Origin of the sequence: Bizionia argentinensis JUB59 (genome assembly GCF_000224335.1) — a bacterium.
Classification (GTDB): domain Bacteria; phylum Bacteroidota; class Bacteroidia; order Flavobacteriales; family Flavobacteriaceae; genus Algorimicrobium; species Algorimicrobium argentinense.
On sequence record NZ_AFXZ01000050.1, the window covers coordinates 62,301 to 86,565 of the forward strand.

21 protein-coding genes and 1 other RNA gene are annotated in these 24,265 nt (G+C 33.1%); 9 read left to right on the top strand and 13 right to left on the bottom strand.

Annotated features, from left to right (window positions below):
- Positions 1–73 precede the first annotated feature (73 nt).
- From BZARG_RS12410 to BZARG_RS12420, 3 genes are all read right to left on the bottom strand, one after another.
- A complete protein-coding gene (locus tag BZARG_RS12410; RefSeq protein WP_040288685.1) occupies positions 74–1,693 on the bottom strand; it encodes an amidohydrolase in 1,620 nt (539 codons plus the stop codon).
- Positions 1,694–1,881: 188 nt separating this feature from the next.
- Positions 1,882–3,636, bottom strand: coding sequence for a TonB-dependent receptor (locus BZARG_RS12415; RefSeq protein WP_040288687.1), 1,755 nt, complete (start codon positions 3,634–3,636; stop codon positions 1,882–1,884).
- Positions 3,637–3,694: 58 nt separating this feature from the next.
- Positions 3,695–6,727, bottom strand: a complete 3,033-nt coding sequence (locus BZARG_RS12420) for a tetratricopeptide repeat protein (protein ID WP_008638869.1) — start codon at positions 6,725–6,727, stop codon at positions 3,695–3,697.
- A gap of 247 nt (positions 6,728–6,974) precedes the next feature.
- On the opposite strand from BZARG_RS12420, the gene BZARG_RS12425 reads away from it, so the two are divergent.
- From BZARG_RS12425 to BZARG_RS12435, 3 genes are all read left to right on the top strand, one after another.
- Entirely contained in the window at positions 6,975–7,655 is a 681-nt protein-coding gene (locus BZARG_RS12425; protein ID WP_008638867.1) for a cell division ATP-binding protein FtsE, read from the top strand.
- Positions 7,656–7,812: 157 nt separating this feature from the next.
- On the top strand, positions 7,813–8,706 hold the full coding sequence (locus BZARG_RS12430) for a glycosyltransferase family 2 protein (RefSeq protein WP_008638929.1): 894 nt from the start codon (positions 7,813–7,815) through the stop codon (positions 8,704–8,706).
- Complete coding sequence (locus BZARG_RS12435) at positions 8,707–9,642, top strand: glycosyltransferase family 2 protein (protein ID WP_008638923.1); 936 nt, start codon at positions 8,707–8,709, stop codon at positions 9,640–9,642.
- On the opposite strand, the gene BZARG_RS12440 is transcribed toward BZARG_RS12435, so the two are convergent.
- On the bottom strand, positions 9,625–10,035 hold the full coding sequence (locus tag BZARG_RS12440; protein ID WP_008638899.1) for a sugar 3,4-ketoisomerase: 411 nt from the start codon (positions 10,033–10,035) through the stop codon (positions 9,625–9,627). The two genes, BZARG_RS12435 and BZARG_RS12440, sit on opposite strands and share 18 nt — an antisense overlap.
- Complete coding sequence (locus tag BZARG_RS12445) at positions 10,032–11,126, bottom strand: glycosyltransferase (protein WP_008638936.1); 1,095 nt, start codon at positions 11,124–11,126, stop codon at positions 10,032–10,034. Before BZARG_RS12445 ends, BZARG_RS12440 begins: the two co-directional genes overlap by 4 nt.
- Before the next feature lie 36 nt (positions 11,127–11,162).
- Here BZARG_RS12445 and BZARG_RS12450 point away from each other — a divergent pair, with 36 nt between their 5' ends.
- A complete protein-coding gene (locus BZARG_RS12450; RefSeq protein WP_008638927.1) occupies positions 11,163–12,314 on the top strand; it encodes a glycosyltransferase in 1,152 nt (383 codons plus the stop codon).
- Here BZARG_RS12450 and BZARG_RS12455 read toward each other — a convergent pair.
- The 5 genes from BZARG_RS12455 to typA form a co-directional block, all read right to left on the bottom strand.
- The gene (locus BZARG_RS12455) at positions 12,296–13,630 is read right to left on the bottom strand and encodes an O-antigen translocase (protein WP_008638934.1); all 1,335 of its coding nucleotides are present in this window, start codon (positions 13,628–13,630) and stop codon (positions 12,296–12,298) included. The genes BZARG_RS12450 and BZARG_RS12455 overlap by 19 nt on opposite strands.
- Positions 13,631–14,731, bottom strand: a complete 1,101-nt coding sequence (locus BZARG_RS12460; RefSeq protein WP_040288677.1) for a DegT/DnrJ/EryC1/StrS family aminotransferase — start codon at positions 14,729–14,731, stop codon at positions 13,631–13,633.
- Positions 14,728–15,705, bottom strand: coding sequence for a hypothetical protein (locus tag BZARG_RS12465; RefSeq protein WP_040288679.1), 978 nt, complete (start codon positions 15,703–15,705; stop codon positions 14,728–14,730). The genes BZARG_RS12460 and BZARG_RS12465 overlap by 4 nt, the downstream gene beginning before the upstream one ends.
- Before the next feature lie 157 nt (positions 15,706–15,862).
- Complete coding sequence (locus BZARG_RS12470; protein ID WP_008638859.1) at positions 15,863–16,096, bottom strand: hypothetical protein; 234 nt, start codon at positions 16,094–16,096, stop codon at positions 15,863–15,865.
- A 78-nt stretch (positions 16,097–16,174) separates the two neighbouring features.
- Positions 16,175–17,974 carry a translational GTPase TypA gene (typA, locus tag BZARG_RS12475; protein ID WP_008638917.1) on the bottom strand — a complete coding sequence of 600 codons (1,800 nt, stop codon included), beginning with the start codon at positions 17,972–17,974 and terminating at the stop codon, positions 16,175–16,177.
- A gap of 350 nt (positions 17,975–18,324) precedes the next feature.
- On the opposite strand from typA, the gene BZARG_RS12480 reads away from it, so the two are divergent.
- The 4 genes from BZARG_RS12480 to BZARG_RS12495 all read left to right on the top strand — a co-directional run bounded on the left by BZARG_RS12480 (position 18,325) and on the right by BZARG_RS12495 (position 21,102).
- Positions 18,325–18,687: a hypothetical protein gene (locus BZARG_RS12480; protein ID WP_008638921.1), complete on the top strand. Its 363-nt coding sequence runs from the start codon at positions 18,325–18,327 to the stop codon at positions 18,685–18,687.
- A 33-nt stretch (positions 18,688–18,720) separates the two neighbouring features.
- Positions 18,721–19,539 (top strand): 3-deoxy-8-phosphooctulonate synthase, encoded by an 819-nt coding sequence (kdsA, locus tag BZARG_RS12485; RefSeq protein WP_008638897.1) that lies wholly within the window; start codon positions 18,721–18,723, stop codon positions 19,537–19,539.
- Between the two features lie 235 nt (positions 19,540–19,774).
- Positions 19,775–20,635 carry a hypothetical protein gene (locus BZARG_RS12490; protein ID WP_050807313.1) on the top strand — a complete coding sequence of 287 codons (861 nt, stop codon included), beginning with the start codon at positions 19,775–19,777 and terminating at the stop codon, positions 20,633–20,635.
- 2 nt (positions 20,636–20,637) lie between these two features.
- The gene (locus BZARG_RS12495) at positions 20,638–21,102 is read left to right on the top strand and encodes a GNAT family N-acetyltransferase (protein ID WP_008638884.1); all 465 of its coding nucleotides are present in this window, start codon (positions 20,638–20,640) and stop codon (positions 21,100–21,102) included.
- Here the strand turns inward: BZARG_RS12495 and BZARG_RS12500 are convergent, their stop codons facing one another.
- Genes BZARG_RS12500 through BZARG_RS12510 form a run of 3 tightly spaced genes read right to left on the bottom strand, consistent with a single transcriptional unit; the run spans position 21,103 to position 23,474 of the window.
- Positions 21,103–21,465, bottom strand: a complete 363-nt coding sequence (locus BZARG_RS12500) for a DUF1801 domain-containing protein (protein WP_008638901.1) — start codon at positions 21,463–21,465, stop codon at positions 21,103–21,105. It abuts the gene before it with no gap.
- 11 nt (positions 21,466–21,476) lie between these two features.
- Entirely contained in the window at positions 21,477–22,259 is a 783-nt protein-coding gene (locus BZARG_RS12505; RefSeq protein WP_008638827.1) for an SDR family NAD(P)-dependent oxidoreductase, read from the bottom strand.
- Positions 22,260–22,271: 12 nt separating this feature from the next.
- Complete coding sequence (locus BZARG_RS12510) at positions 22,272–23,474, bottom strand: NAD(P)-dependent oxidoreductase (RefSeq protein WP_008638920.1); 1,203 nt, start codon at positions 23,472–23,474, stop codon at positions 22,272–22,274.
- Positions 23,475–23,788: 314 nt separating this feature from the next.
- Between BZARG_RS12510 and ssrA the strand changes: the two genes are divergently transcribed.
- Positions 23,789–24,185: a transfer-messenger RNA gene (ssrA, locus tag BZARG_RS15525) on the top strand.
- The last annotated feature ends 80 nt before the right edge of the window (positions 24,186–24,265 follow it).

Consider the following 24,265-nt stretch of genomic DNA (forward strand, 5'->3'; position numbering starts at 1 on the left):
ATACGTGTCCAAAAAAATATTTAAAATCTGATTCATTTCTTACTCCAACCTAATTAATACTTTATACTTTTTTCTATATCTGCGGCTTACCTCCTAAATACGTCTGCTCCACTTTTGTTTCTGGAACTTTATGGATATCAACATCCATAATATCTTGATTTAGTATAATAAAATCGGCATACTTTCCAGCTTCTATACTTCCTTTTTCATTTTCTTCAAAATTAGAATACGCAGCCCAAATAGTCATTCCTCGCAAGGTTTCTTCACGAGTCAAAGCATTTTCCATTTGGAAACCATCTTTAGGAAACTGCTCTAAATCTTGTCGAGCAACAGCCGAATGGAATGTTAAAAACGGACTTACTTTTTCGACTGGAAAATCGGTTCCTAAAGCTACTTTTCCATACATGTCTAATAGTTCTTTATTAGCGTAAGCTCCTTTTATTCGCTCTACTCCTAGTCTTTCTTCTGCCCAATACATATCGCTGGTAGCATGTGTTGGCTGAATGGACGGCATGATATTATCAAAACTCTTAAAATCGTCAGGAGATATTATTTGAGCATGCTCAATCCTCCAACGTCTATCCTTTTTACCTTCAAGGGCTTTTTTATAAATATTTATAACAGCATGATTAGCTGAATCTCCAATAGCATGTGTATTTAATTGGAATTCTGAATTAGCAATACGTTCAGCCGCTTTTTCTAAATACTCTAAACTTGTAACCGGTAAACCATGAACGTCAGGCGCGTCAGAATAAGGTTCACGCAGCAAAGCACCGCGGGATCCTAAAGCACCATCCGATGATATTTTAAACGAACGAATATGTAAACCCTCTGTTTTTACAACCCCATTTTTTAAGTAATAATCTATATTCTCTTCTGTGCCACTTGCCATAACGTATAAGCGAATTTTTAGATCGCCCGTTTTGTACAAACTATCCATAATGGCGATACCATCAGCTGAAACACCAGCATCATCTATAGTTGTTAATCCGTATTTAAAACAGTCTTCTTGAGCTGCCAAAAGCGCTTTTACACGTTCATTTCTTGTTGTTTCTGGCCAATTATTATATACCAAACTTTGTGCGCGATCTACTAAAACACCTGTTAACTTTCCATTTTTCTTTATAAAATCGCCACCATCAATTTTACTTGATTCGGTAACATTACCTAAATCCAAAGCAGCTTGATTAAACAAAGCAGCATGTCCATCTACACGAACTAAAGCAACCGGCGTATCTGGAAACATTTTATTCAGTAGCGTATTATCAGGAAACTCTTTGCCCTCAAAGTTATTTTGATCCCAACCTCTGGCGCGAATAACACTTAATTGCTTCTCGTCTTGAAAGTCTGAAACGCGCTTTAAAACCTCATCTAAACTTTTAGAACCCATTAAGTCCACACTCAATAAGTTATTTCCTAATCCTTCAAAGTGGGCATGAGCGTCAATAAAACCAGGCATAATAGTTTTGCCTTTTGCATCAATAATCGTATCAGCCGTATATTTTTCTTGAAGTGCTTCAGAAGAGGCTATTTCCAAAAACTTACCATCTTTTATGGGGAATGCTTCGGCTTTATCAAAATTTCCGTTTACAGTATATATATTGCCATTGATAACGATTGCGTCAACGGCTATTTTTTCTTTTTGGCAAGATAGCATAGTTGCTAAAATGGCTAGGGTTAAAAGTTTTTTCATATTTATTTGCCGTAAAACGGAACGCCTTTTAATTAATAAATCCTTTGTAATATAAATATCGTCAGATTCTATTAAAAAGAACATGGACGAATTGTAAAAATAAGAAAAGCGTTCAAGATAGAACGCTTTTATAAATAATTTATGAGATTAACTACGCTGAACCTAAAGGTCTCCAGCGTATACAGGAATTAGAAGTCAAATTTATATGTCGCACCAGCTAAAGCTTGAAAGCTTTGAACTGGATAATTTAACCAACGCTGATAGTTTTGACTCGCAATGTTATTTACTTTGGCAAACACTGATAACCTCTCGTTTACACGATAGCCTACATGGGCATTAGCATCGAAAAAGCCATCTAGAGTAACTTGTCGCGTTGGGTTGGACAATGTTGGAAAAAGTGGATTATTAACAGTTTCATAACCAGACAAAGATTCGCGTTCACCTTCATAAAACAAACTAGCACCAGCAAACCATTGGTCATTAATTTGATAATCTGCAAATAGCGATGCTTTTACAATTGGTAAATTCCAGGCGTTGGCTTCATCTTTAGTATCATAAATAAAATAATCAGCAGTCAAACCTAAAGTGAAATCACGATTTACATCCACGTTCAACTCCCCTCCGAAATTTAAAGTGGATACATTATCATAAACCACGCCGTAGGAATTCCCATAATGGTAGGCTTCATCCTTATTGAAATCATACGGCACAAGATTATTTCGATATAATGCTTTGTTATTTTCCGCTTTGTAAGCAGCTTTAACATTATAACTTATACTATTCGACACTTTACCTTTTAAGCCAGCAAATCCATGATACTGCTGATCGGTTGGTGTGATGCCCAATGTTGGTGATACAAATGGATTGTCCTGCGTATAATTATAATATGTGTTTTGAATTAAACCGCCTTTTATTCCACCATACGCAATTACTAATTCGTCCACAATTCGGTAAGAGGCCGAAATATTCGGATACACGTAAAAATTGCTTTTACCAGCTTCGGTATTATTTAAATACACTAGAGAAACACCTAAATCTAAAGTTAAGTCTTCTTGAATTAATTGATAAGTCGGCGCTAAACCAATACTAAAATTGCCATATTCAATAGCGTCAGTTGTAATATAATTTCTATCGAAACTACCACCAACATAATCGATTGTTAATTCCGCATTAATTTTAAAATCGTTAATAGGAATATCCGATCCAATTTTAGCTACAAAATGATTTTCACTAGAACTGTAATCATCACCAAAATGTCTAAAAAACACACTTGCTTTATCTATATAAGAGTCTTCAAGAACCATGTCAGCAGAAATGTGCGCACCATAAAAAGTATGTGCCGAGTTAACTCCTACAGCATCTACCTGGGTAAAAAGCGGCTGCTCCATACCGTACCAATTATATATTTGGTGCAAACCACCAAAATTTACATTCCAAGCCATATCCCGATTAGTTTGTCCGTAAGTAGCTTGAAAATTAGTGTTGTAAAATTTATCGTCTAACAACAAATCATCTATACCACCTTGTGAAGATTCATGACGAAAATAACCGCCAACAGTTTCATTTCTACTAATAGCATGATTTAAATATAATTCACCTAAAATGGTCGTATAACTTCCAAAACCTAAAGACGCATAATTATTATAAAATTTTGGCGCTTTCTGCTTATCCAGAACAGCAGCTATACCTTTAGCTGGCGTAAATGTAGAAGCTACTGGAATAGAAAAAATATTATATTTAATATCTTTCTTGGTGTTGGTAACTTCATCATCCAATGATGGCGACTCTTTTACCTTAAACGCATCCGAAATAGAGGGAACATAAGGTTTCATAACATTAATAACGTTGGTATCCAACGTGTCTTTATCACGCTCCTGGGCCCACGAAATTAAACTTGTCAGTGTAAATAAACTTGTTAAAAGAATATGAATGTGCTTACGCATAAATATGTTTTTTGATTGCTGAAATTGCTGCTGTTTCGTCATAATAATTTCACCCATTTTAGTCTTCGGATGGTTCTTGCTCCTGCACGGAAGCATTTGTTTTAGCTTGTTCTGCCTTTATACTAGTTAGTGTACTTTGAGCTTCGACAACCACATCCTTATAATCCTTGAAGTTTTCAATAACACTTTCCAAAATATAAGTGGCTTGAAAAGCATCATTTAATGCGTGATAATTTTTTGCCATCAGGATCAAGCCTTTAGCACTATAATATTTATAGCCTGAAAAATCCTTAGCTAATTTTTGAATCGTTACATTAGAAACTTCATGCTTACCGTCTTTATTTTCAAAATAAGCTTTAAAGTAAAATGCTTCGGCAGCTGTTTCGCCAGTTGCGGTTTTTTCAACTTCAGCATAAGCGGTTTTTGCTCGGGACTCGTCATTAGTTTTCATAGCTGAACGCGCGATAATGACATAAGCATCACTGGTAATTTTATTATCGATTTTAGATTGTTGCAAAACCTTTTCCGCATAACTAACAGCTTCATCATATTTATTAAGTTGATAATTAGCTTTCATTAAATTGGATTGTGCATACACCACATTTTGTGGGAATCGCGCTTCTTTCTCTAATCGTTTTAGAACAGGAATAGCTTCCGACCAATCTTTAATATCTAAATAAATTTGTGATAAACGCGATAAAGATTCTTCTGTAAACTCGTTTGAATTTTTATTAATAACCGCCTGATAATGCGGCATTGCATTTTCTTTTAAATCCTTTTTAAAATATAACTGTGCCACATAAAAATGCGCTGGTAAACTGTTCAATCCCTTTGGAAACTGATTCAAATAGCCATTAAATTGTTTAATTGCATCGTCGGTTTTATTATCTAAATATTTCTTTTCAGCAGATTCATAAGTTGCAATATCTAAATCGGCATCGGTAACCGCAACATAGTCGAGGGTTTGTACCCAAGACGCATATTCATTAACGCGACCTAAATCGATATAAATTAAACGAACCGTTGATACTGCTTGATTAGCTTCCGCCGTGTTTGGGTAATTGCTTGCTACGGTTTTAAACTTATCGAGTGCTTGGTCATTTCTACTGGCATTATAATGTACTAAACCCTGACGCAATAAAGCTTTTGGTACAAAAGCACTTTTAGGACTTTCGCGGCTTAAGCGGTCATACATTTTCATGGCATCGACTGGTTTATTCACTTTAATATAGGAATTCCCAAGCTCAAACATCGCATCATCACGGAGCGTGGATTTTGGATATTTAGCGATAAACTCCTCTAGACCACTAATTTTTTCGGAAGCTTTACCTTCATAACCTTCACTTAGAGTTTTCTGAAAAAAAGCATAATCTGCATCCACTTTAATCATATTAACTGCTTTTTCATAAGCTTTAATTGCGGCACTATAATTACTAGACACGAAATGCGCATCACCCAAACGTAAATAAGCATCGTTTAAACGTACTGGATCTAAATTGTTACCCTTTATAAATTTATTAAAAAGCTCACTTGATTTGGTATAATTTCGCTGTTTAAAATAGGTGTATGCTATATTATAATCGCTGTTTTTATATTCGGGCGTTGTTTGCGCTGCACTAAATTGTTGAAACTGCCTAAAGCCTACTAATGCTTCATTATAATTGGATAAGCTATAATCTGTTTCTGCTTTCCAAAACGTAGCACGAGCTGTATAAGCCTCATTAATAGCCTCTTTGATTGATTTATCAAAAAGTAATTTCGCATCTTTATAACTCCCTTCATTATATAATTCTAAACCACGGTAAAAAGTTACTTTCTGATAGGCTTCTTTACTTGCAAAACTACGTTTACCCTCTAATAACGTTAAAGCCTCTTGATAATTTTTTGATGTTATATAGGAGTCGATTAATAATATTTCAATCTCCTCTTTATGAGCTGTATTTGGATATTTTTCCAAATAGGTGGTTATAACCTGCGGAATTGATTGATATGGGTTACCTATTTCATAACTAATTTTAGCGTAATTCAACCAAGCATCTTCTTGGATTTTTAAATCGAAATCCATTTGCGAAGCATTTCTAAATGCATTTAGTGCTTCCTGCTTTTTGTTGAGCTTAATATAACTTTCGCCTAAATGATAATAAGCATTTTGAGCCACGCTATTGTTTCCATCAATAATTTTATTGAACTCGGAGATAGCTTTGTCAAAATCACCTTGCTTATAGTAAGCGTAACCTAATTGATAATAATCCGTATTATTCCACTTACCTTTTGTGCCTTGGTAATCGGTTAAAAACGGAATAGCTTCAGCGTATTTTTTTTGGTTGAAATAACTTTCGCCTATAATTTTATCCAGTTCTGAAATTTCATCACGATTACTTTTTGGAAGTTGCGCTTTAGCTAGTTTTATAGCTTCATCAAAATTTCCTAATTTAAAATTCAAATCCGCTTGATAATAGGATAGGTTTTCCTGGTATTTCTGTTGATCACTTACCTGATCAAAATACGTATTAGCTTGCTGATAGTCGTCAGTTTCATAAGCCATAAAACCTATATAATATTTAGCCTGCGATCCGTATTCTTTTGAGTTCTCTACACGTGACAAATACTTTCTTGCCGTTTTAAAATCTTTTATCGAAAAGGCAACGTAGCCATTATTAAAACTAAATTTATCCCGTTCATTTCTGGACAAGCTATTTTCATCAACGCGATCATACCATTTTTTTGCATAGGCATATTTTCCATTTGAAAAATAATAATCCGCTACATCTAGAAACGCCGAATTACGTTTGGTACTCGTTGGATGATTTTCCACAAAGTCTTCTATTAACTTATCGGCATTTCGCTGATTTAATCGCACTGCACAATTAGCAACATAATAATCGCAGTCAGAAACCAACTCATCCGATTCTACTGTTTTTTTAAGCTCCTTAAAAAGCATTTGAGCAGCTTGAAACTGACCATTATTATAAAGCGCCAACGCCTTTTGGTAATCCACCAAGTGATTGGTATAAGCTTCCGATTGCTGCGCGTAACCATTTAGGAAAACCCCTAACATAAAAATGAGTGATAGAACCGTTTTTTTCAACATGAAACCAATTTTAGATTTAAAATCAAAGATAATTTATATATGTATTTTATAACGTTAGAATTATGTTATAATTATAAACCGAGGCGTAAAAGAAAAATTTTTGATAACGAATTGTAAATCACAATTAAATAACCGTGCCTTTTATTAAAGAATTAAAAACAATTTTCATTTCAATTTATCTCTTTCGTCATTATTTACGTACTTTGTGATGCATTATAGAACCGAACAAATACTATTATAAAAACTCATGCAGCAAGTACTTTACCTTAAGGATGCCTCTATATTTCAGGGCGATAGTTTAATTTTATCTGATGTTAATGTGGAAATTAATAAAGGTGATTTCGTTTATTTGATTGGTAAAACGGGATCAGGAAAAAGTAGTTTTATGAAAACTCTTTATGCCGACTTACCTCTTACTAAAGGTGAAGGTAGTATTGTAGACTTTGATTTGCCGAGTTTAAAAGAAAAAGATATTCCATTTTTAAGACGGAAATTAGGTGTTGTTTTTCAAGATTTCAAATTATTAACGGATAGAACCGTGAATGAAAACCTTTTATTTGTTCTAAAAGCGACAGGTTGGAAAGAAAAAAAGGACATGAATGCACGTGTGGAAGAGGTTTTAAATAAGGTAGACATGAAAACCAAAGGCTTTAAGTTTCCGCATGAACTTTCTGGAGGTGAGCAGCAGCGCGTAGCTATTGCTCGCGCCTTATTAAACAATCCAGAACTTATTTTGGCCGATGAGCCAACAGGAAATTTAGACCCACAAACAAGCGTGGAAGTTATGGAAGTGTTGCGCGAAATAAATAAAAATGGTAATACTATTTTAATGGCTACACATGATTATGCATTACTATTAAAATACCCAAGTAAGACTTTAAAATGTGATGATAGTCAGATTTATGAAGTAATACAGCGGAAAGCTTAAAATATTTCAAATTTCAAAGTTTCTATTAACTAAAAGATCCAAAATACTTTGTCAATTAAATTTAGATACCTTACTTATAAAGAGTGACACTCTACATAACGGCTTTGTTTAAGACTATATTTAATGACTTCTTGTAAACAAAAATTAAAAAGCACGCATGCTATCCATATTAATACCGACATATAATTATAGTATTACTGATCTTGTCGAAGAGATACATGCTCAAATAACTAAAATAAATATTCCTTTTGAAATTCGTTGTTATGATGATGGTTCCACCGACACAGCCATAATTACTTCCAATAAAAACATTAATAATTTGGAGCGTACTTCCTATTATATTCTAAACAAGAATATTGGCAGAAGTGCTGTTAGAAACCTTCTAGCAAAAGATGCAAAGTTTGATTGGTTACTTTTTTTAGATGCTGATGTTTTGCCTAAAAGCAGCGATTTTATTTCTAAATATTTAAAAACTATTTCAGAAACATCGCAGGTTATTTATGGCGGTATTTTGTATTCAGAAGAGAAACCTAGTCAAAGTCATTTATTACGATGGGTTTATGGAAGTGAACGGGAAGCACTTTCTTTGCTGAAAAGAAAAGAGCATAATTACATATCGTTTTTAACTTTAAATTTTTTAATTAACAAAAACGTCTTTTCATTGGTCTCTTTTAATGAAGACATCCCAAACCTTCGACATGAGGACACGTTATTTTCTTATAATTTGAGATTAAAAAACGTTCAAATAGAACATATAGAAAACCCTACCTATCATATAGGACTGGAGGAAAGTAGTCTGTTTTATAAAAAATCGATTGAATCTGTTGATGCGCTCTACTACTTTTTAAATTGCGGGATTATTCCAAGAAATTACACAAAGATTACACGTGTGTTTTTCAATCTTAAAAAATATGGTTTTCATTATATATTAGCTTTTATTTACATCCTATTTAAGCATTATTTTAAGCGAAACTTACTTTCAGGCAACCCATCGCTATTCATATTCGATTTATGTAGATTAAGTTACCTTTGTCATCTATACACTAAATAAATGCCGTTTTTCTCTATAATTATTCCGTTATATAATAAAGAACATTTTATTGTAAACACCCTCCAAAGCGCACTGGATCAAACCTATTCCGATTTTGAAATAATTATAATTAACGATGGATCTACCGATGGGAGTTTAGAAAAAATCAATCAATTTACTGATTCTAGAGTCTCAATTTTCACTATTAAAAACCAAGGTGTTTCCCATGCAAGAAATTTTGGGATTTCTAAAGCATCCGCTAACTATATTGCATTTTTAGATGCGGATGACTTGTGGTTACCTAACCATTTAGAGTCTTTGAAAAACTTAATTTTAAACTATCCAAATTGTGGTATTTATTGTAAAAGTTATCAGAAGAAGTTTTTCGAAAACACTACATTAAACTGTAAGTTTTATAATCTAAAAAAGGATTTTTCAGGAATAATACCTGATTATTTTCTTAATAGTTTTATTGATGAAATTGCATGGACATCTGCAGTTGCAATGCCTAAAATAATTTTAAATAAATATAGAGGATTTGATATAGCCTTAAAATCTGGACAAGATACCGATTTATGGACAAAAGTAGCTATACATGAAAAAGTAGCCTTTTCAACAAAAACTAGTGCAGTTAAGGTTATTAATGCAGATGGCAATCATCTATCAATGTCTAACAAAAGAGTTGATAGATTAAAGTTTTTAAAGAAGTATAAGCCTTTTGAAGATAAAAATAAAAATCTAGAAAAATACATGGATTTAAACAGGTTTTCAGTAGCTATTGAAAGAAAAATTAAAGATGATGCTATTTGGAAATCTATTGTTAAGGATATTGATTATAATAACCTAAATCTGAAACAGAAAATATTACTTAAATCCCCTAAAAGCGTTCTTGTTTCTTTAAAACAATTTCAAATATTTATGCTTAAATACAATATCTACCTAACTTCTTTTAAATAGCTTAAAATTACTGTAGTCTCTAATATAATCATTTTCATCATACTCTTCAGAAGCTAAAACTAAACAGACGGAACCTGAAGAAAAGCCGTCTAATTCGCGCCAGATGCCTACTGGAATTAGTAATCCTTTATCAGGTTTATTTAAAGTGATTTGTATACGTTCATTTCCGTCATCTAAAATAACATCAAAACTACCACTTAAAGCGACTAAAAACTCCTGCTGTTGTATGTGTGCATGTCCGCCACGGTAGGCATCACTAGGAACGTCATATAAATAATAAACCCGTTTAAAGCTAAAAGGAATTGTTTCTTTCTCTATTACAGCTAGATTCCCACGTGGGTCACTTACCTTCGGGATTTCCAAAATTAAAACCTCACTTATAGTAGTCTTCATTTATTCTTTTTAATTAGTTTCTCCCAGTCTTTACTAATATTTTCTGTAGAGTATTTCTTAACGCTATTCATTGCGTTTGCTTGACATTGCTTGTAAAGTGATTTGTCAAATATAAAACTATTCATTGCATCCGATAAAGCTTGAGCATTAAAATTATCCACTAAAAGCCCATTATAACCATTAGTTATTACTTCTTTTGGACCAGATTGACAATCTACTGAAACTACAGGAGTACCCAATGCAAGGGACTCTATAATAACTCTGGGAAAACCTTCATAACGACTAGTTAGCAAAGTGAATAGCGCTGATGCGATGACATTTTTAGGATTTTCCATAAACGGTATAAACTCAACACTTGTATAGATACCATAAGTTTTTACTTTTTGTTTTAAAAACTCCAAATCAGCACCACTACCCACAATTTTTAAAACAATGTTAGATTCTGGTAATTTTGATAAACTATAGGCTTCAAGTAGTAACACAATATTTTTTGCCTTATCATCCAAACGACCAAGAAACAGAACAAAATCATCTTTATTCTCTTCAATACTCACAAAATCCTTAAATTCATTAACAGGGTTATAAATTGTTTTTACATTATTTATTTTATATTCTTGTTTTATTCTTTCTGTTATCTCTTTAGAAACACCAACTATTTGATAGGCATCTTTATAAAGATATCGAGCAATTTTTTTATTTGAGATAAAGTATAAGTCCAAATTGAAACTTCGGACACAATAAATAGTTTTCTGGGGTTTGTAAATAAACCTAGATATTATAATTTCTCTTAAAAAAGAAGGCCGTGTGCGGTTATCTATTACATAATCAAAATCATGACTTTTTAGAAATTTTTTAAATTTAAACAAACGGTTAATTCGCCCTAAAAAAGTATTATTATTTTCTTTTAACTTTCCTAAATTAAAAAGTGTGCCTTTATAATCATATGTTACATCATTAATAACTGAAACAATATGAATTTCATGCCCCAATTCATACAACATCTGTGATAGCAATGCGGATGATTTTTCAGCACCGCCAGATCCCAAAGAACTCACGACAATACAAATTTTCTTGTTTTTTGATTTAGTCATTAAAAGCTATCTTTGATCGCAAATGTAGAGAAATAAATGAATATTCTATTACTAGGCGAATATAGCAGACTGCACAATTCCTTAAAAGAGGGTTTAGAAGCTATGGGTATGACCGTTACTATAGCTGGTTTTGGGGATGACTTTAAAAACTACCCTGTAGACGTTCTTTTTAAAAACTCCTTTAACACAGGTGTCCCGTTATTTATTAAAAAAATATTATATAAGTTATCAGGAATTGATTTGACTTCGCTAAGTACTGAAGCACAATTTAATAAGCATAAAAATAAACTTATTAATTATGACGTAGTTCAGTTAATAAATGAAAACACGTTTAATACCGTCCCTAGAACTGAGATGCGTTTATTAAACTATATTTTTAATAATAATGATAATGTGTTTTTATTGACATGTGGCACCGATTACATAAGTGTTAATTATGCTTTTGAAGATAAATTCCAATACTCTATTTTCACACCACATGCTCAACAGAAAGTTTCCAAACAAAATTACTGGCATGTTTTAAAATGGCGAACCGCATCTTATGCAAAATTACACGACTATATATTTAAATATGTTAAAGGTGTTATCGCTTCCGATTTAGATTACCATTTACCTATGCTTGGACATAAGCTCTATCTTGGGTTAATACCAAACCCGATAAATAGTAATAAACTAAAATATATTTCGCCAAACCCCGTCAATAAGATTGTTATTTTTCACGGGATTAACGAACAAAGTTATTATAAAAAAGGCAATGACTTATTTAATGAGGCTTTAAAAATTGTAAAACTTAAATATGCATCTAAAATAAAGATAATTGAAGCTCGAAGTCTGCCATATTCAGAATATATTGAATCATATAATTCAGCACATATATTATTAGACCAAGTATATGCTTACGACCAAGGTTATAATGCACTTGAAGCTATGGCAAAGGGGAAAGTAGTATTTACAGGCGCTGAACAAGAATGGCTGGATTACTACAATATACAAGAGGACACTATTGCTATAAATGCGCTACCGGATGCAAAAAAAATAGCAGAAAAACTAGAATGGCTCATTCTAAACCCGGAAAAAATTCTAGAAATAGCACAAAATGCTCGCGAATTTATTGAACGCGAACATCATCATATTACCATAGCCAAACAATACCTTAAAACCTGGAAATCTTATTCTTTAGAATCTTGATCCATTACACTCTTGTCAATTTCATCTTCAGAAATAACCCCAAATAAAGAGGAGCTAAATATAAGTAATATCACTCCGTAATAAAGCACATAAGTAACAAAATGAGCCATATTAGCTCCTTTAACTCCATAATTATCAATAAAATACATACTAGTAAAATAAAGAATGGAGACGGAAAACGCTTCTGTTATTATATAATGCCAAAACATTTTTTTAGCTAAAAACTGGTAGGCAATAACGATAGAAAGTACTTTAACAAAATCACCTAATAACTGCCATAAAAACAAATCGGCTACAGGCTTAAATTCTTCTGATAACACCACTAAAACGATAATATTTCGTGAAAAATAAATCACGACTAATCCTACTGCGAAAATTGGGATTATGGATTTATAAAAATTAAAAACTTCAGCTCGAAACTCTTTTTTATTATCAATTTCGGCAAAGCGCGGTAAAATATATAGCGTTAATAAAGAAGATATGAACATTAAATAATAATTAGAAATTCTATTCATGGCTTCCCAAAACCCTGCTTCTTTAAGACCAACGGTTTCTGTAATGTAATTCCGAATAGTTATAGCTACTAACGGCAATAAAAAGGCGGAAAAAACAGCCATAGCCGAATAAGCACTGAACTTTTTAACATGCTCGAAACTGATATTTTCAAAGTTAATAAGCGTCGTCAAGCTGCGCCTGTTTGTAATACTAATCATCGAAATCAAAAAGAGTAAAGATTCAGAGACTACAATTGCTATTAACGCTCCATCAATACGCTCCTTATAAATTAATACAAGAGTAATTAACAGACCAAAAATTTGACCTATGATGTTTATAACAATTAGTATTCTGTATTTTGAAAACCCATTTAAAATACTAAAAATAAACATGTTTAGTGCATAGAATGGTAATGCAATAGCTATAATTTTAAAGATATAGGCGTAATCATTATATGGGGAAAACACATAGGCATTAAGTGCTTCGGCATTAAAGTAACACAGGAAAGAAACTATCACCGTAGATAAAAATCCAAAATAGAATACTGTAGAAATGGTTCTACTTAATTCTAAAGCATTTTCTTTAAATTCAGCAACATACTTTACAACACCTTTATACAAACCTAATATGGAAAGTGCTTGAACAGTACTTAAAAAATTCCGTAAATTCCCAATTAGTGCCATGCCTTCTGCGCCAACAAATAAGGCAATTGCTTTGGATGTTAAAAAACCGGAAATAATTTTAACCAGCATGGAAGCCGAATTTAAAGACGCTACTTTAAACAAAACATTACTATTTATATAATCCTGTAAACGCTTCAATTAGTAAGAGTTTAAAAGTGAAATAACTTGATTCACTTCGATTTTCGTCATTATTGGACTGATAGGAATACTTATAACCGATTTATGAATTGCTTCGGTGATAGGCAAATGCATATTATTAAAATCTTTTAATGCTTTTTGTTTATGTGCTGGAATTGGATAGTGAATCAGTGTTTCCAGACCATTATCCGATAAAAATTGTTCAAATATATTTCGGTTTTCCACCTGAACAACAAAAACATGAAAAACGTGATTATTGGAGCCATCATAGTATGGCAGTTTTATTTTTGAATTTTTTATTTCTTTTATATAACGTTTAGCAATTTTTCGTCGAACATCATTATCCGCATCCAAATCTGGTAGCTTAATATTTAGAAAGATAGCTTGCAAAGTATCTAATCGGTTATTGAAACCTAAACGCTTATTAACATACTTTTCATCAGATCCATAATTGCGTAGTTCCGAAATAACAGTTGCTAGTTCGTTATTATTAGTAGTTACTGCTCCAGCATCGCCTAATGCACCTAAATTTTTACTTGGATAAAAACTAAAGGCCGCCGCATCCCCTAAATTACCCGCACGGACACCTTGTTTATTTCTAGCGCCATGCGCTTGCGCGGCATCTTCTATAACTAATAAGTTATATTCGTGTGCTAAATTATTTACCGCATCCATATCTACTAATTGTCCATATAAATGCACCACTAAAATAGCTTTTGTATTGGCAGTAATATGTTTTTTAATTTCACTAACATCTAGATTATAAGAGTCTGGGTTTGGCTCGATAAATACTGGTTTTAAACCGGCATGGAATAACGAAAGAATACTCGCTATATACGTATTTGCAGGCACTATAACTTCATCTCCTCTCCGAAGATTGCCTAATTGAATATAGGCCTTAAATATTAAAATCAACGCATCTAAACCGCTACTTACCCCTACAGCATGCTTTGCACCACAGAAGTTAGCGAAATTATTTTCAAATTCACGTGTTTCTTCACCTAAAACATAATGTCCTTTATCAAGAAACTGTTTAAATTTTTCTTGAAAGCTATCGTTATAACGTGCATTCATGGCTTGTAAATCCAAAAATTTTATCATATCATCACATTAGTTAGCTTTTTATAATTGCTAATTGGCAATGAATAAAAATCCTGGGTGATAGCTCGTGCACCAAAACCTTCTTTCCAATATTGCAATCCTGAATTCACCTGTTTACCTTGGCTTTCATTTGAAATACCAAAATCGAAATAGGGTTTATTTATAAATACAGTTTTTAATAAATAATCATGTAAAAAATCTAAACTTCCTAATTTATTTTTATCAGAATCTCCTGAAATGTATTGTGAGTGAGCAACTTGGTTAGTAACAAAAATCGTGGTTCCTGCCACTAATTTTTCGTTTTTATAAACATTGAATTGTTTAATATTATCTGGAAAGAGCTTATGTAATTGCTTAATTTCATTTAAGGAATGAACAGGATCGGTTTGGTGCCGATTTTTAAGGTTCGGAATAAGAATGCTGTTCCAAAAATCATCAAAGAGGTTATCATTTTTTACAACTAATTTATTCTTTATACCACGTTTTACGCCCTCCTTGCGGTTCTTTGAAAACAAAATTTCATCGGAAATCTTGACGACTGCCAACATATCTCGACGAATTAATTGCGCGTCCAATAAAAACATTAGGTAATCCATTTCTCCATTAGGAACGGCGCTATATATTGAAGGTTGAAGTTTTAATTCTAATGTATCAAACGCTTGTGATTCATAAAATTGAAGGACACTTTTAAAAATATCTAGAACTGTAAGAAACTTTATTTTACTAGTATAAACTAACCCACCATAGGTTAGTCCTTGATGGTTGAAAATTTTTTTTTTGACTTGGTTTGCAGGGAAAACAGCAATTAAAATTTCATTTTTAAAAACTAATACGGACGCATCTTGAAATCGATCTTGATGATATTCCATGAAATCTCGGTTAAACAAAAAAGTTCCATTTTTAGCTTTGGCCATAAAAATGTCCCAAACTTCATGGTATATATCGGAATATTTTACAACTTTAAAGTCACTCATGAGTAAAGTATAAAAGTCTAGTTCCCTTTCTTTAAATAAAATATAATATGCTTATTGTAAGCAAACTAGACAACTTGAAAAATGTAATAATTTTCTAATTTAAGCTATAATTATCAATAGATTACTAAACATATACTTTATTTAGAAATTATATAGTCTAGTCTTTCTTAATCAATAAATAATAAAGGTTAATAAGTGCAATAGCGCCATTGGAGATAATTACGGGCCAAGCAGTTTGGAGCATAAATCCATAAATAACAAAAAGTATACAGCCAATCGTATTAATAATACGTAGTTTTCGTACATCCTTCATGGTGAAAGATATCAGCAAACCAGCCATAGCCGCATAACCTACCCATTCTGTAATTGTAATTCCGAATATTTCTTCCATAACTATTAGAGATAAAAAAGAGGAATCGTTTTAACGGATTCCTCTCAAATTTATAATAATTTACTAGACAAATGTCATTTAGTGATTTTTATGACGTTTTCGTTCTGTTTCTGTCAAGTATATTTTACGAATACGAATATGTTTTGGTGTTACCTCAACATACTCATCTTTCTGAATATACTCCAAAGCCTCTTCTAAAGAGAATTTAATTGCCGGAACAATTTTAGCTTTATCATCAGCACCAGAACTACGAACGTTACTTTGCTTTTTAGTTTTTGTTACGTTAACAGCCATATCGTCACCACGTGAATTTTCACCAATAACTTGACCTTCATAAATATCTTCACCTGGCTCCACAAAGAACTTACCACGATCTTGAAGTTTATCAATAGAATAAGGAATGGCTTGCCCTTTTTCCATAGATACTAAAGAACCGTTTTGACGTTCTGGAATACCACCTTTTAAGGGTTGGTACTCTTTAAAACGGTGAGCCATGATAGCCTCACCTGCTGTTGCAGTTAACAATTGGTTACGTAAACCTATAATACCACGAGATGGTACTAAAAAGTTAATAACCATACGGTCACCTTTAGCTTCCATACTTGTCATTTCACCTTTACGCATACTTACCATTTCTACTGCTTTCCCAGAAACATTTTCAGGTAAATCAATAGTCATTTCTTCAACTGGCTCACATTTAACACCATCAATTTCTCTGATAATAACTTGTGGTTGACCAATTTGAAGTTCATAACCTTCACGACGCATAGTTTCAATTAAAACCGATAAGTGTAATACACCACGACCAAAAACCATAAACTTATCAGCACTGTCAGTTCCTTCAACGCGAAGCGCTAAATTCTTTTCAAGTTCTTTTGTTAAACGATCTTTAATATGACGAGATGTTACAAATTTTCCATCTTTACCAAAGAAAGGCGAATCGTTAATAGTAAATAACATACTCATTGTAGGCTCATCAATTGCGATTGTTTTTAGGCCCTCAGGATTTTCTGCATCGGCAACTGTATCACCAATTTCAAAACCTTCAAGACCAACAATAGCGCAAATATCACCTGGTTGAACTTCTTCTACTTTTTTACGGCCAATGCCTTCAAAAATATGTAGTTCTTTAATTTTATTCTTAACAATACTTCCGTCTCTTTTTACCAACGAAATATTTTGACCAATTTTAAGTTCGCCACGTGTTAAACGACCAATAGCAATTCGTCCTGTAAAAGACGAGAAGTCCAAAGATGTAATTAACATTTGTGTATTTCCTTCTGGAATTTTTGGCGCTGGAATATGTTCAATAACCATGTCCAATAATGGCTCAATGTTATCTGTTTCATTTCTCCAATCGTCACTCATCCAGTTATTTTTAGCTGAACCATAAACGGTTGGAAAATCCAATTGCCACTCTTCCGCACCCAATTCGAACATTAAGTCGAAAACCTTCTCATGAACTTCATCTGGTGTGCAATTTTCTTTATCTACTTTATTAATAACCACGCAAGGCTTTAAACCTAAATCGATAGCCTTTTGTAATACAAAACGCGTTTGAGGCATTGGACCTTCGAAAGCATCTACTAATAAACAAACACCATCAGCCATATTCAATACACGCTCCACTTCTCCACCAAAATCGGCGTGACCAGGGGTATCAATAATATTGATCTTTGTCTCTTTGTAAATTACCGATACGTTTTTAGAAGTAATAGTGATTCCACGTTCGCGTTCCAAATCATTATTATCTAAAATTAGATCACCTGAATTTTCGTTTTCACGAAATAATGAACAGTGGTGCATAATTTTGTCTACCAAGGTCGTTTTACCGTGATCGACGTGAGCAATGATTGCAATATTTTTTATTTTAGCCATATATAGTGCCTTATTTTAAGCGTGCAAATGTACGTTATTTTTAGCAGTTTTTATACATATGGAAAAAAAAATGTTAATCACCTCGTAATATTGGTGTTAGATACATAATTTTGCAAGTATTTTCTGTAAAAAAAGCACTTAATTCAACTTTTATTACTTCATAAAACAATCTTTTTCCCAGCTTTTATTTCCGTTAATTTTATGTTATTATTCAACCATTCCAAACATACAATTTGTATATTTCCAAGTGTAAATATGGATAATAATGATAAAACCACCCTTCAAAATAGCAAACAAGGGCTCTTTATCCTCAACAAAATAGCAAACTAAAAATCTAACCTCTTATTAGCATGAAACTAATTAACAAATATTATAAATTTATCCCTTATTTATATTTTATTGTTACCATAACGTACTGGTTTACCAGCGTCAATAAAATCCAAGGCGGCATTACTGCTTATCCTATTTTACTTTTTGCCATCCCCTTTGCTTGGCAACTTATAAAGCCAAGTAGAAAACTCAACTTCACATTAGGTATTGTTTTTGTTTGCTTATCATCGTATTTAATTTTGGCCTATTTATCGGATATATTGAAAATAATTTCGTTTTCCGAAACCGTTAAAAACTTTTTGTTTATTGGAGGTGTATTTGTTGTTTCCAATTTTATTATGTCGCTGTGGATGATTAGAAATAGCATAAAAAAAACGTTTTAAATACGTACCTTTGATCTCTAAAATTTAGTCCAAATGACACTTAAAGACGTACCAAAATTAAAATATACAGATTCAGATAATTTTTTCCTTTTAGCAGGACCATGTGCAATAGAAAGCGAAGACATGGCGCTACGCATTGCTGAAAAAATTTTAAAAATCACAGATAAACTTCATATTCCATTTATATTTAAAGGAAGTTTTAAGAAAGCAAATCGTAGTCGCATTGACAGTTTTACGGGAATTGGTGATGAGAAGGCTCTTAAAATACTTCAAAAAGTATCGCAAACATTTGACATTCCAACAGTAACCGACATTCATGAAGTATCAGATGCCGCCATGGCAGCCGAATATGTGGATGTTCTCCAAATCCCTGCATTTTTAGTACGTCAAACCGATTTAGTGGTTGCTGCTGCTAAAACTGGAAAAGTAGTAAACCTGAAAAAAGGGCAATTTATGAGTCCTGAATCCATGAAACATGCGGTTCAAAAAGTAAAAGACTCTGGTAGCGACAAGGCATGGATTACAGATCGAGGAACCATGTTTGGTTATCAAGATATGATTGTCGATTTCCGCGGCATTCCTACCATGCGCGAATATGCGCCTACTATTTTAGATGTCACACACTCTCTACAACAACCCAACCAATCTGTTGGCGTTACCGGTGGCCGCCCAGATATGATTGAAACAATTGCAAGGGCAGGTATTGTAAATCATGTAGATGGTTTATTTATTGAAACACATTTTGATCCAGCAAATGCAAAAAGCGATGGCGCGAACATGCTGCATTTAAACAATCTTGAAAAACTACTGACTAATTTAGTAGCCATAAGAAAAACAGTTCAAAGTTTATAAACTCTCCTTTAATAACACCATTCTTTTTACATTTTAAATGCCGCATTATCATCGGCGTTTAAAATGTGAAATGGTAAGAATTATTCTTATTTTTGCAAATTGAATAAAAACTGTTGCCGCTTTAACAAGCTTTTCTTTACACTGAAAATCAACAACTTGCAAAACGACGAGTGTTTTCTATTCACCAAAGGCGTAAGCATCAAAGAAATTTGCGTCTAACATCTAAATTTAACTAATGATAGTGAACCTTAATAAAGCGCTAGCAATCTTATTTGTTTGCATTTTAAACTGGAGTGCTTTTGCACAAAAAGAACCATCTTCTCTTTATACATCTCATAATAAAGGAAAAACATTTTTAAGCTGGGGAGGTAATAGAGGGGCTTTTACAAAATCGGATATCAACTTTAAAGGTGATAACTATAACTTCACAACAGAAGATGTGAAGGCTAGCGACAAACCAAAAGGTTGGCATATAGATTATTTAAACCCAACGCGCATGACAATCCCACAAACCAATTTTAAAGTCGGCCATTTTATATCCGATAATTATTATTTGGCACTTGGATTAGATCATATGAAATATGTAATGAACCAAAATCAATATGCAAATATCAACGGCTATATAGACTTACCAGCAAGTGAGGCAGGATCTATTCATAACGGCATTTATCAAAATGAAAGTATTCAGCTAACCGAAGAATTTTTGATGTTTGAACATACTGATGGACTTAACTATCTGTATGCTGAATTTGGAAGGTTTGATGATATTTCTAGTATATTCGGCATTATTAATACTGATATATTTCAGGTAAATATTACCGAAGGAGTTGGCGCCGGTGTTCTTTACCCAAAAACTAACACCACACTATTGCAAAAAAATCGTTATGACGACTTTCATATATCTGGTTATGGCGTGGCCTTAAACGCTGGTATAAACTTAACATTTTTAAAATATTTCTTTATTCAAGGTGATTTGCGAGGCGGTTATATTAATATGCCCAATGTTAGAACAACAAGAAGCTCTAACGACAGCGCATCACATCATTTTATGTTTATAGAAAGTGTGTTTTCAATAGGTGGAATTTTTAGAATATAATTATGGTAGAAATTAGAGAGGCAATTATAGACGATTTACCTGAAATAACAGAACTTTTCAGGAATACTATTTTACATATTAATTCAAAGCATTATTCCGAAGAACAATTAAATGTATGGGCTTCAGGTGCTGATAATACAAAAAAATGGACCGCACGAATTACCAAAAATTACTTCATTGTAGCTGAATTAGATGGCATTATTGTTGGTTTTGCATATATAACGCAAGGGTATTATTTAGACGGTATATACGTTCATAAAGATTACAAACGTCAAGGTATTGGAGCTAAACTATTACGTGTTATAGAATCGCAGGTAATTATGGCTGGTTTTAAAGAAATTAAATCAGACGTTTACAAAACGGCACTTCCTTTTTTTGATGATTATTATTACGACGTTGAAAAAAAACAACTCAAACATTTAAAAACAGAAACTTTTGATAACTACATTATTTTCAAAACGCTGTAATTAAGTCGTTAACGATTTATCTTTATGCTGGCAAATCTCGTTTAGAATAGCAATTAAAACCTCATCAATAACTTCTTTTAGTGTTTTATAGCGTAGGGATTTAACTAATTTTCGCTTTTCACTTACTAAATACATGTGGAATTTTTCGTCTATATACGCGGCGTGCCAAAAACCAACATCAACATAATCTTTGCTTTGATTCAAATAACAAATAGGTCGTTTACCAATATAATAACACGGCAAGCCCCATTTATATTTTAATTCTGTTGTTGGTAACGCAAGCTCTATAACTGCATGAAGATGCATCATTATAGATTTATAGGGTTCTGGTTTATTAAATATATATTCTTCTGCTGGTTTCATAAACTTTAAGATTAATCCTCACGATTCTTCTCCTGAATTTTTCTCACTATTCGTGTGGCCATATTTCTAGGAATAAAGCGTGGTAAAAAACCGAGGATTTTATTAATACCGCCTGGAATAGCAACGGACTTACCGCTCATCATAGCTTTATAACCAAAAGCAGCAACTGCTTGTGGACTTGCCATATTAAAAGTTATTTTATTTTCTGAACAATTAACAGCTACCACCTCCTGAAATGAGGTTTTTGTCGGCCCAGGACATAAAGCTGTAACCGTAACCCCTGTTCCTTTTAACTCGTTAGCAATGGCTTCTGAAAAAGACAAAATATAGCCTTTCGTAGCGTAATATAAAGACATTAATGGTCCCGGTTGAAAAGCTGCCAAAGAGGACAAATTTAATATTTTACCATGACCACGTTCCACCATACCATCTAACACTAATTTGGTTAAATGCGTGGTCGTAATTACGTGTAAATTTAGCATTTGCGACTGACGTGCCCAATCCACTTCATGAAAAGCGCCATAAAAACCAAACCCCGCATTATTAACTAACGCATCAATATGAACACCTCCTAATTCCGACATAATTTCTTCAGAAATATTCAATCGACATAAATCTTTTCTCATAGTCTGTAGTTCAACAGAAAATGATTTTTTAATACTTTTTTCTGCCGCTTTAAGTTTATCGGCATCAATATCAATAAGAATCAAGTTGTAATTATCCTTCGCAAATAAAAGCGCAAGTTCATACCCCAAACCTGAAGCACCTCCCGTTATTAATACTGTTTTACTCATACACTTAAAATATTAGTTGCCGTCTACGTAATCTTGAAGGTAAGCGAAACGCTTTGTTAATTTTCCGTTTTCTGTAATTTTAGCGCGTTTTAAAATGCCACGTTCATCATTATTAAAAAAGGCTGGAATTACGTGTTCCAAGAACATATTGCCAAAACCTTCACTTGCATCTTTGGGTAATTCGCAAGGTAAATTATCGACAGCCATAACAGTAATTGCGTTTTCAGCATTAAAAGCTACCTCACTTTCCGTTTTAGCATCGTACCCATAAAACGGATTGGCAATTGTTGATGCGCGCAAAGTAGACGCCACAGGTCCATCAACATCACAGCTAACATCGGCTATTAAATTAATATTAAATTCTGGTTGCTTTGCATCATCACGAGTAAATAAATACGGTGCATCATTCCCGTAAAAATGACCTGCAATAAAGTAATCCGTCACTTTAGCATAAGCCATAAAGTTACTTTCATAGCCTGTTGGGTTTTTATAGAACTCGTGCTTATTACCCACCTTGCCATCCTTGCGTTTATTGTATTCCATAACGTTAGCCATACAATAAACAGGTTCCGAAAAAGTACTCGTTAAATACAGCGCATCACTAACTTGTTTAATATTTAAATAATCGAGAATTTCTTTAGATCCATGTGCTACTTTTCCAGTTCCCGTTAGCAGAATTTTTATATTCGGGATGGTAATTTTATCTAATTCTTTTTTAACAGCATCTAAATCAGCAAGCGTTTCTACTTTAGGTAAAGTAAAAAAACCATCACGCAAACCCAGCGCGCGAAAACCATTATATGCACCAACTAAACCAGCATAGCGTCCAAAACCAATTAGTCTCGAACCTGTTTGGCGCACAATAGTTTCATGATCGTACATGACAATGTTTTCTTCTAACATGGTTTGTAATAGCCTCCTATTATAAGGTTGTTCCTTTATAGTATGGGAGAAGAAAAAGTACTTTTTATTGGGAATTAAACTTTCTACCGGCACTTCTTTTACGCCAAGCATGACATCACAATCAGTAATATTATCAGTAACTTTAAAACTAAGCGCTTTATAGGCGCTATCAGGGAAAATTCGAATATCGCTAGATTCTACAATAAACTCCGCTTCAGGAAATTGATCACGGGCTTCAGCCAGTTTTTCTGGTGAAAACACTACGCGTCTATCTGGAGGACTTTTACGTTCTTTTATAAGGGCAAATTTCATTGAGATTACTGTATTATTTTTTCGTTTACCGTAACTTATGACGTTTGAGAAAACGAAAAATGTGTTAATACTAGGACTGACACAATTACCGAATTATTATTTGGTACATGTTTTGCACGAAAGTACATGGAATTGGATTGTTGCACAACTTTTTTTTGTAAGTTTGCTTTCCTTTTAAGAAAATATTTATTTTGAATAGATTGATTTGATTAAAAGGTGTTCCAAAAATCCTTAAATATCGGGATGGAATAAATTCAATAACGTAAAATTAATAAATTCAATTACGAAAAATTAATTTTGCTATTTCATTTACTGGGGTCGACTGGTTTTGACAGCGAGTACACTCAAACGGTAAGCACGTCGTGTAATGACTTTGAAACACGTAAAAGGCTAGGTCAACTTTTTAAACGGCGAGAATAACTACGCTTTAGCTGCATAATCTGAATTACAGTAAGATTCGTGCTCATTCCTACTAGGTAGGAAGGCTAAATGTCTCCTGAAAGCCTTGATTAGCGGCGTTCGATTAGAGGCATCGTAAATGTTAATATAGCATATATAGCGCTTTGATGTGTATGTGAAACTCAAAAAGATAAGTTGTAAGTGGGTTGTCTTTAACCAGCTTGCAAACGAAAACCCAAGAAAAGAATAAACGTGTAGAAGCCCCTTTGATGGCTTGTTTGGACGAGAGTTCGATTCTCTCCGACTCCACAAACCCCCTTTGAAAGCCTTGCTTTCAAAGGGGGTTTAATTTTAAGCGATAATATTAAGATTATTCTCTTTTAAAATATTAA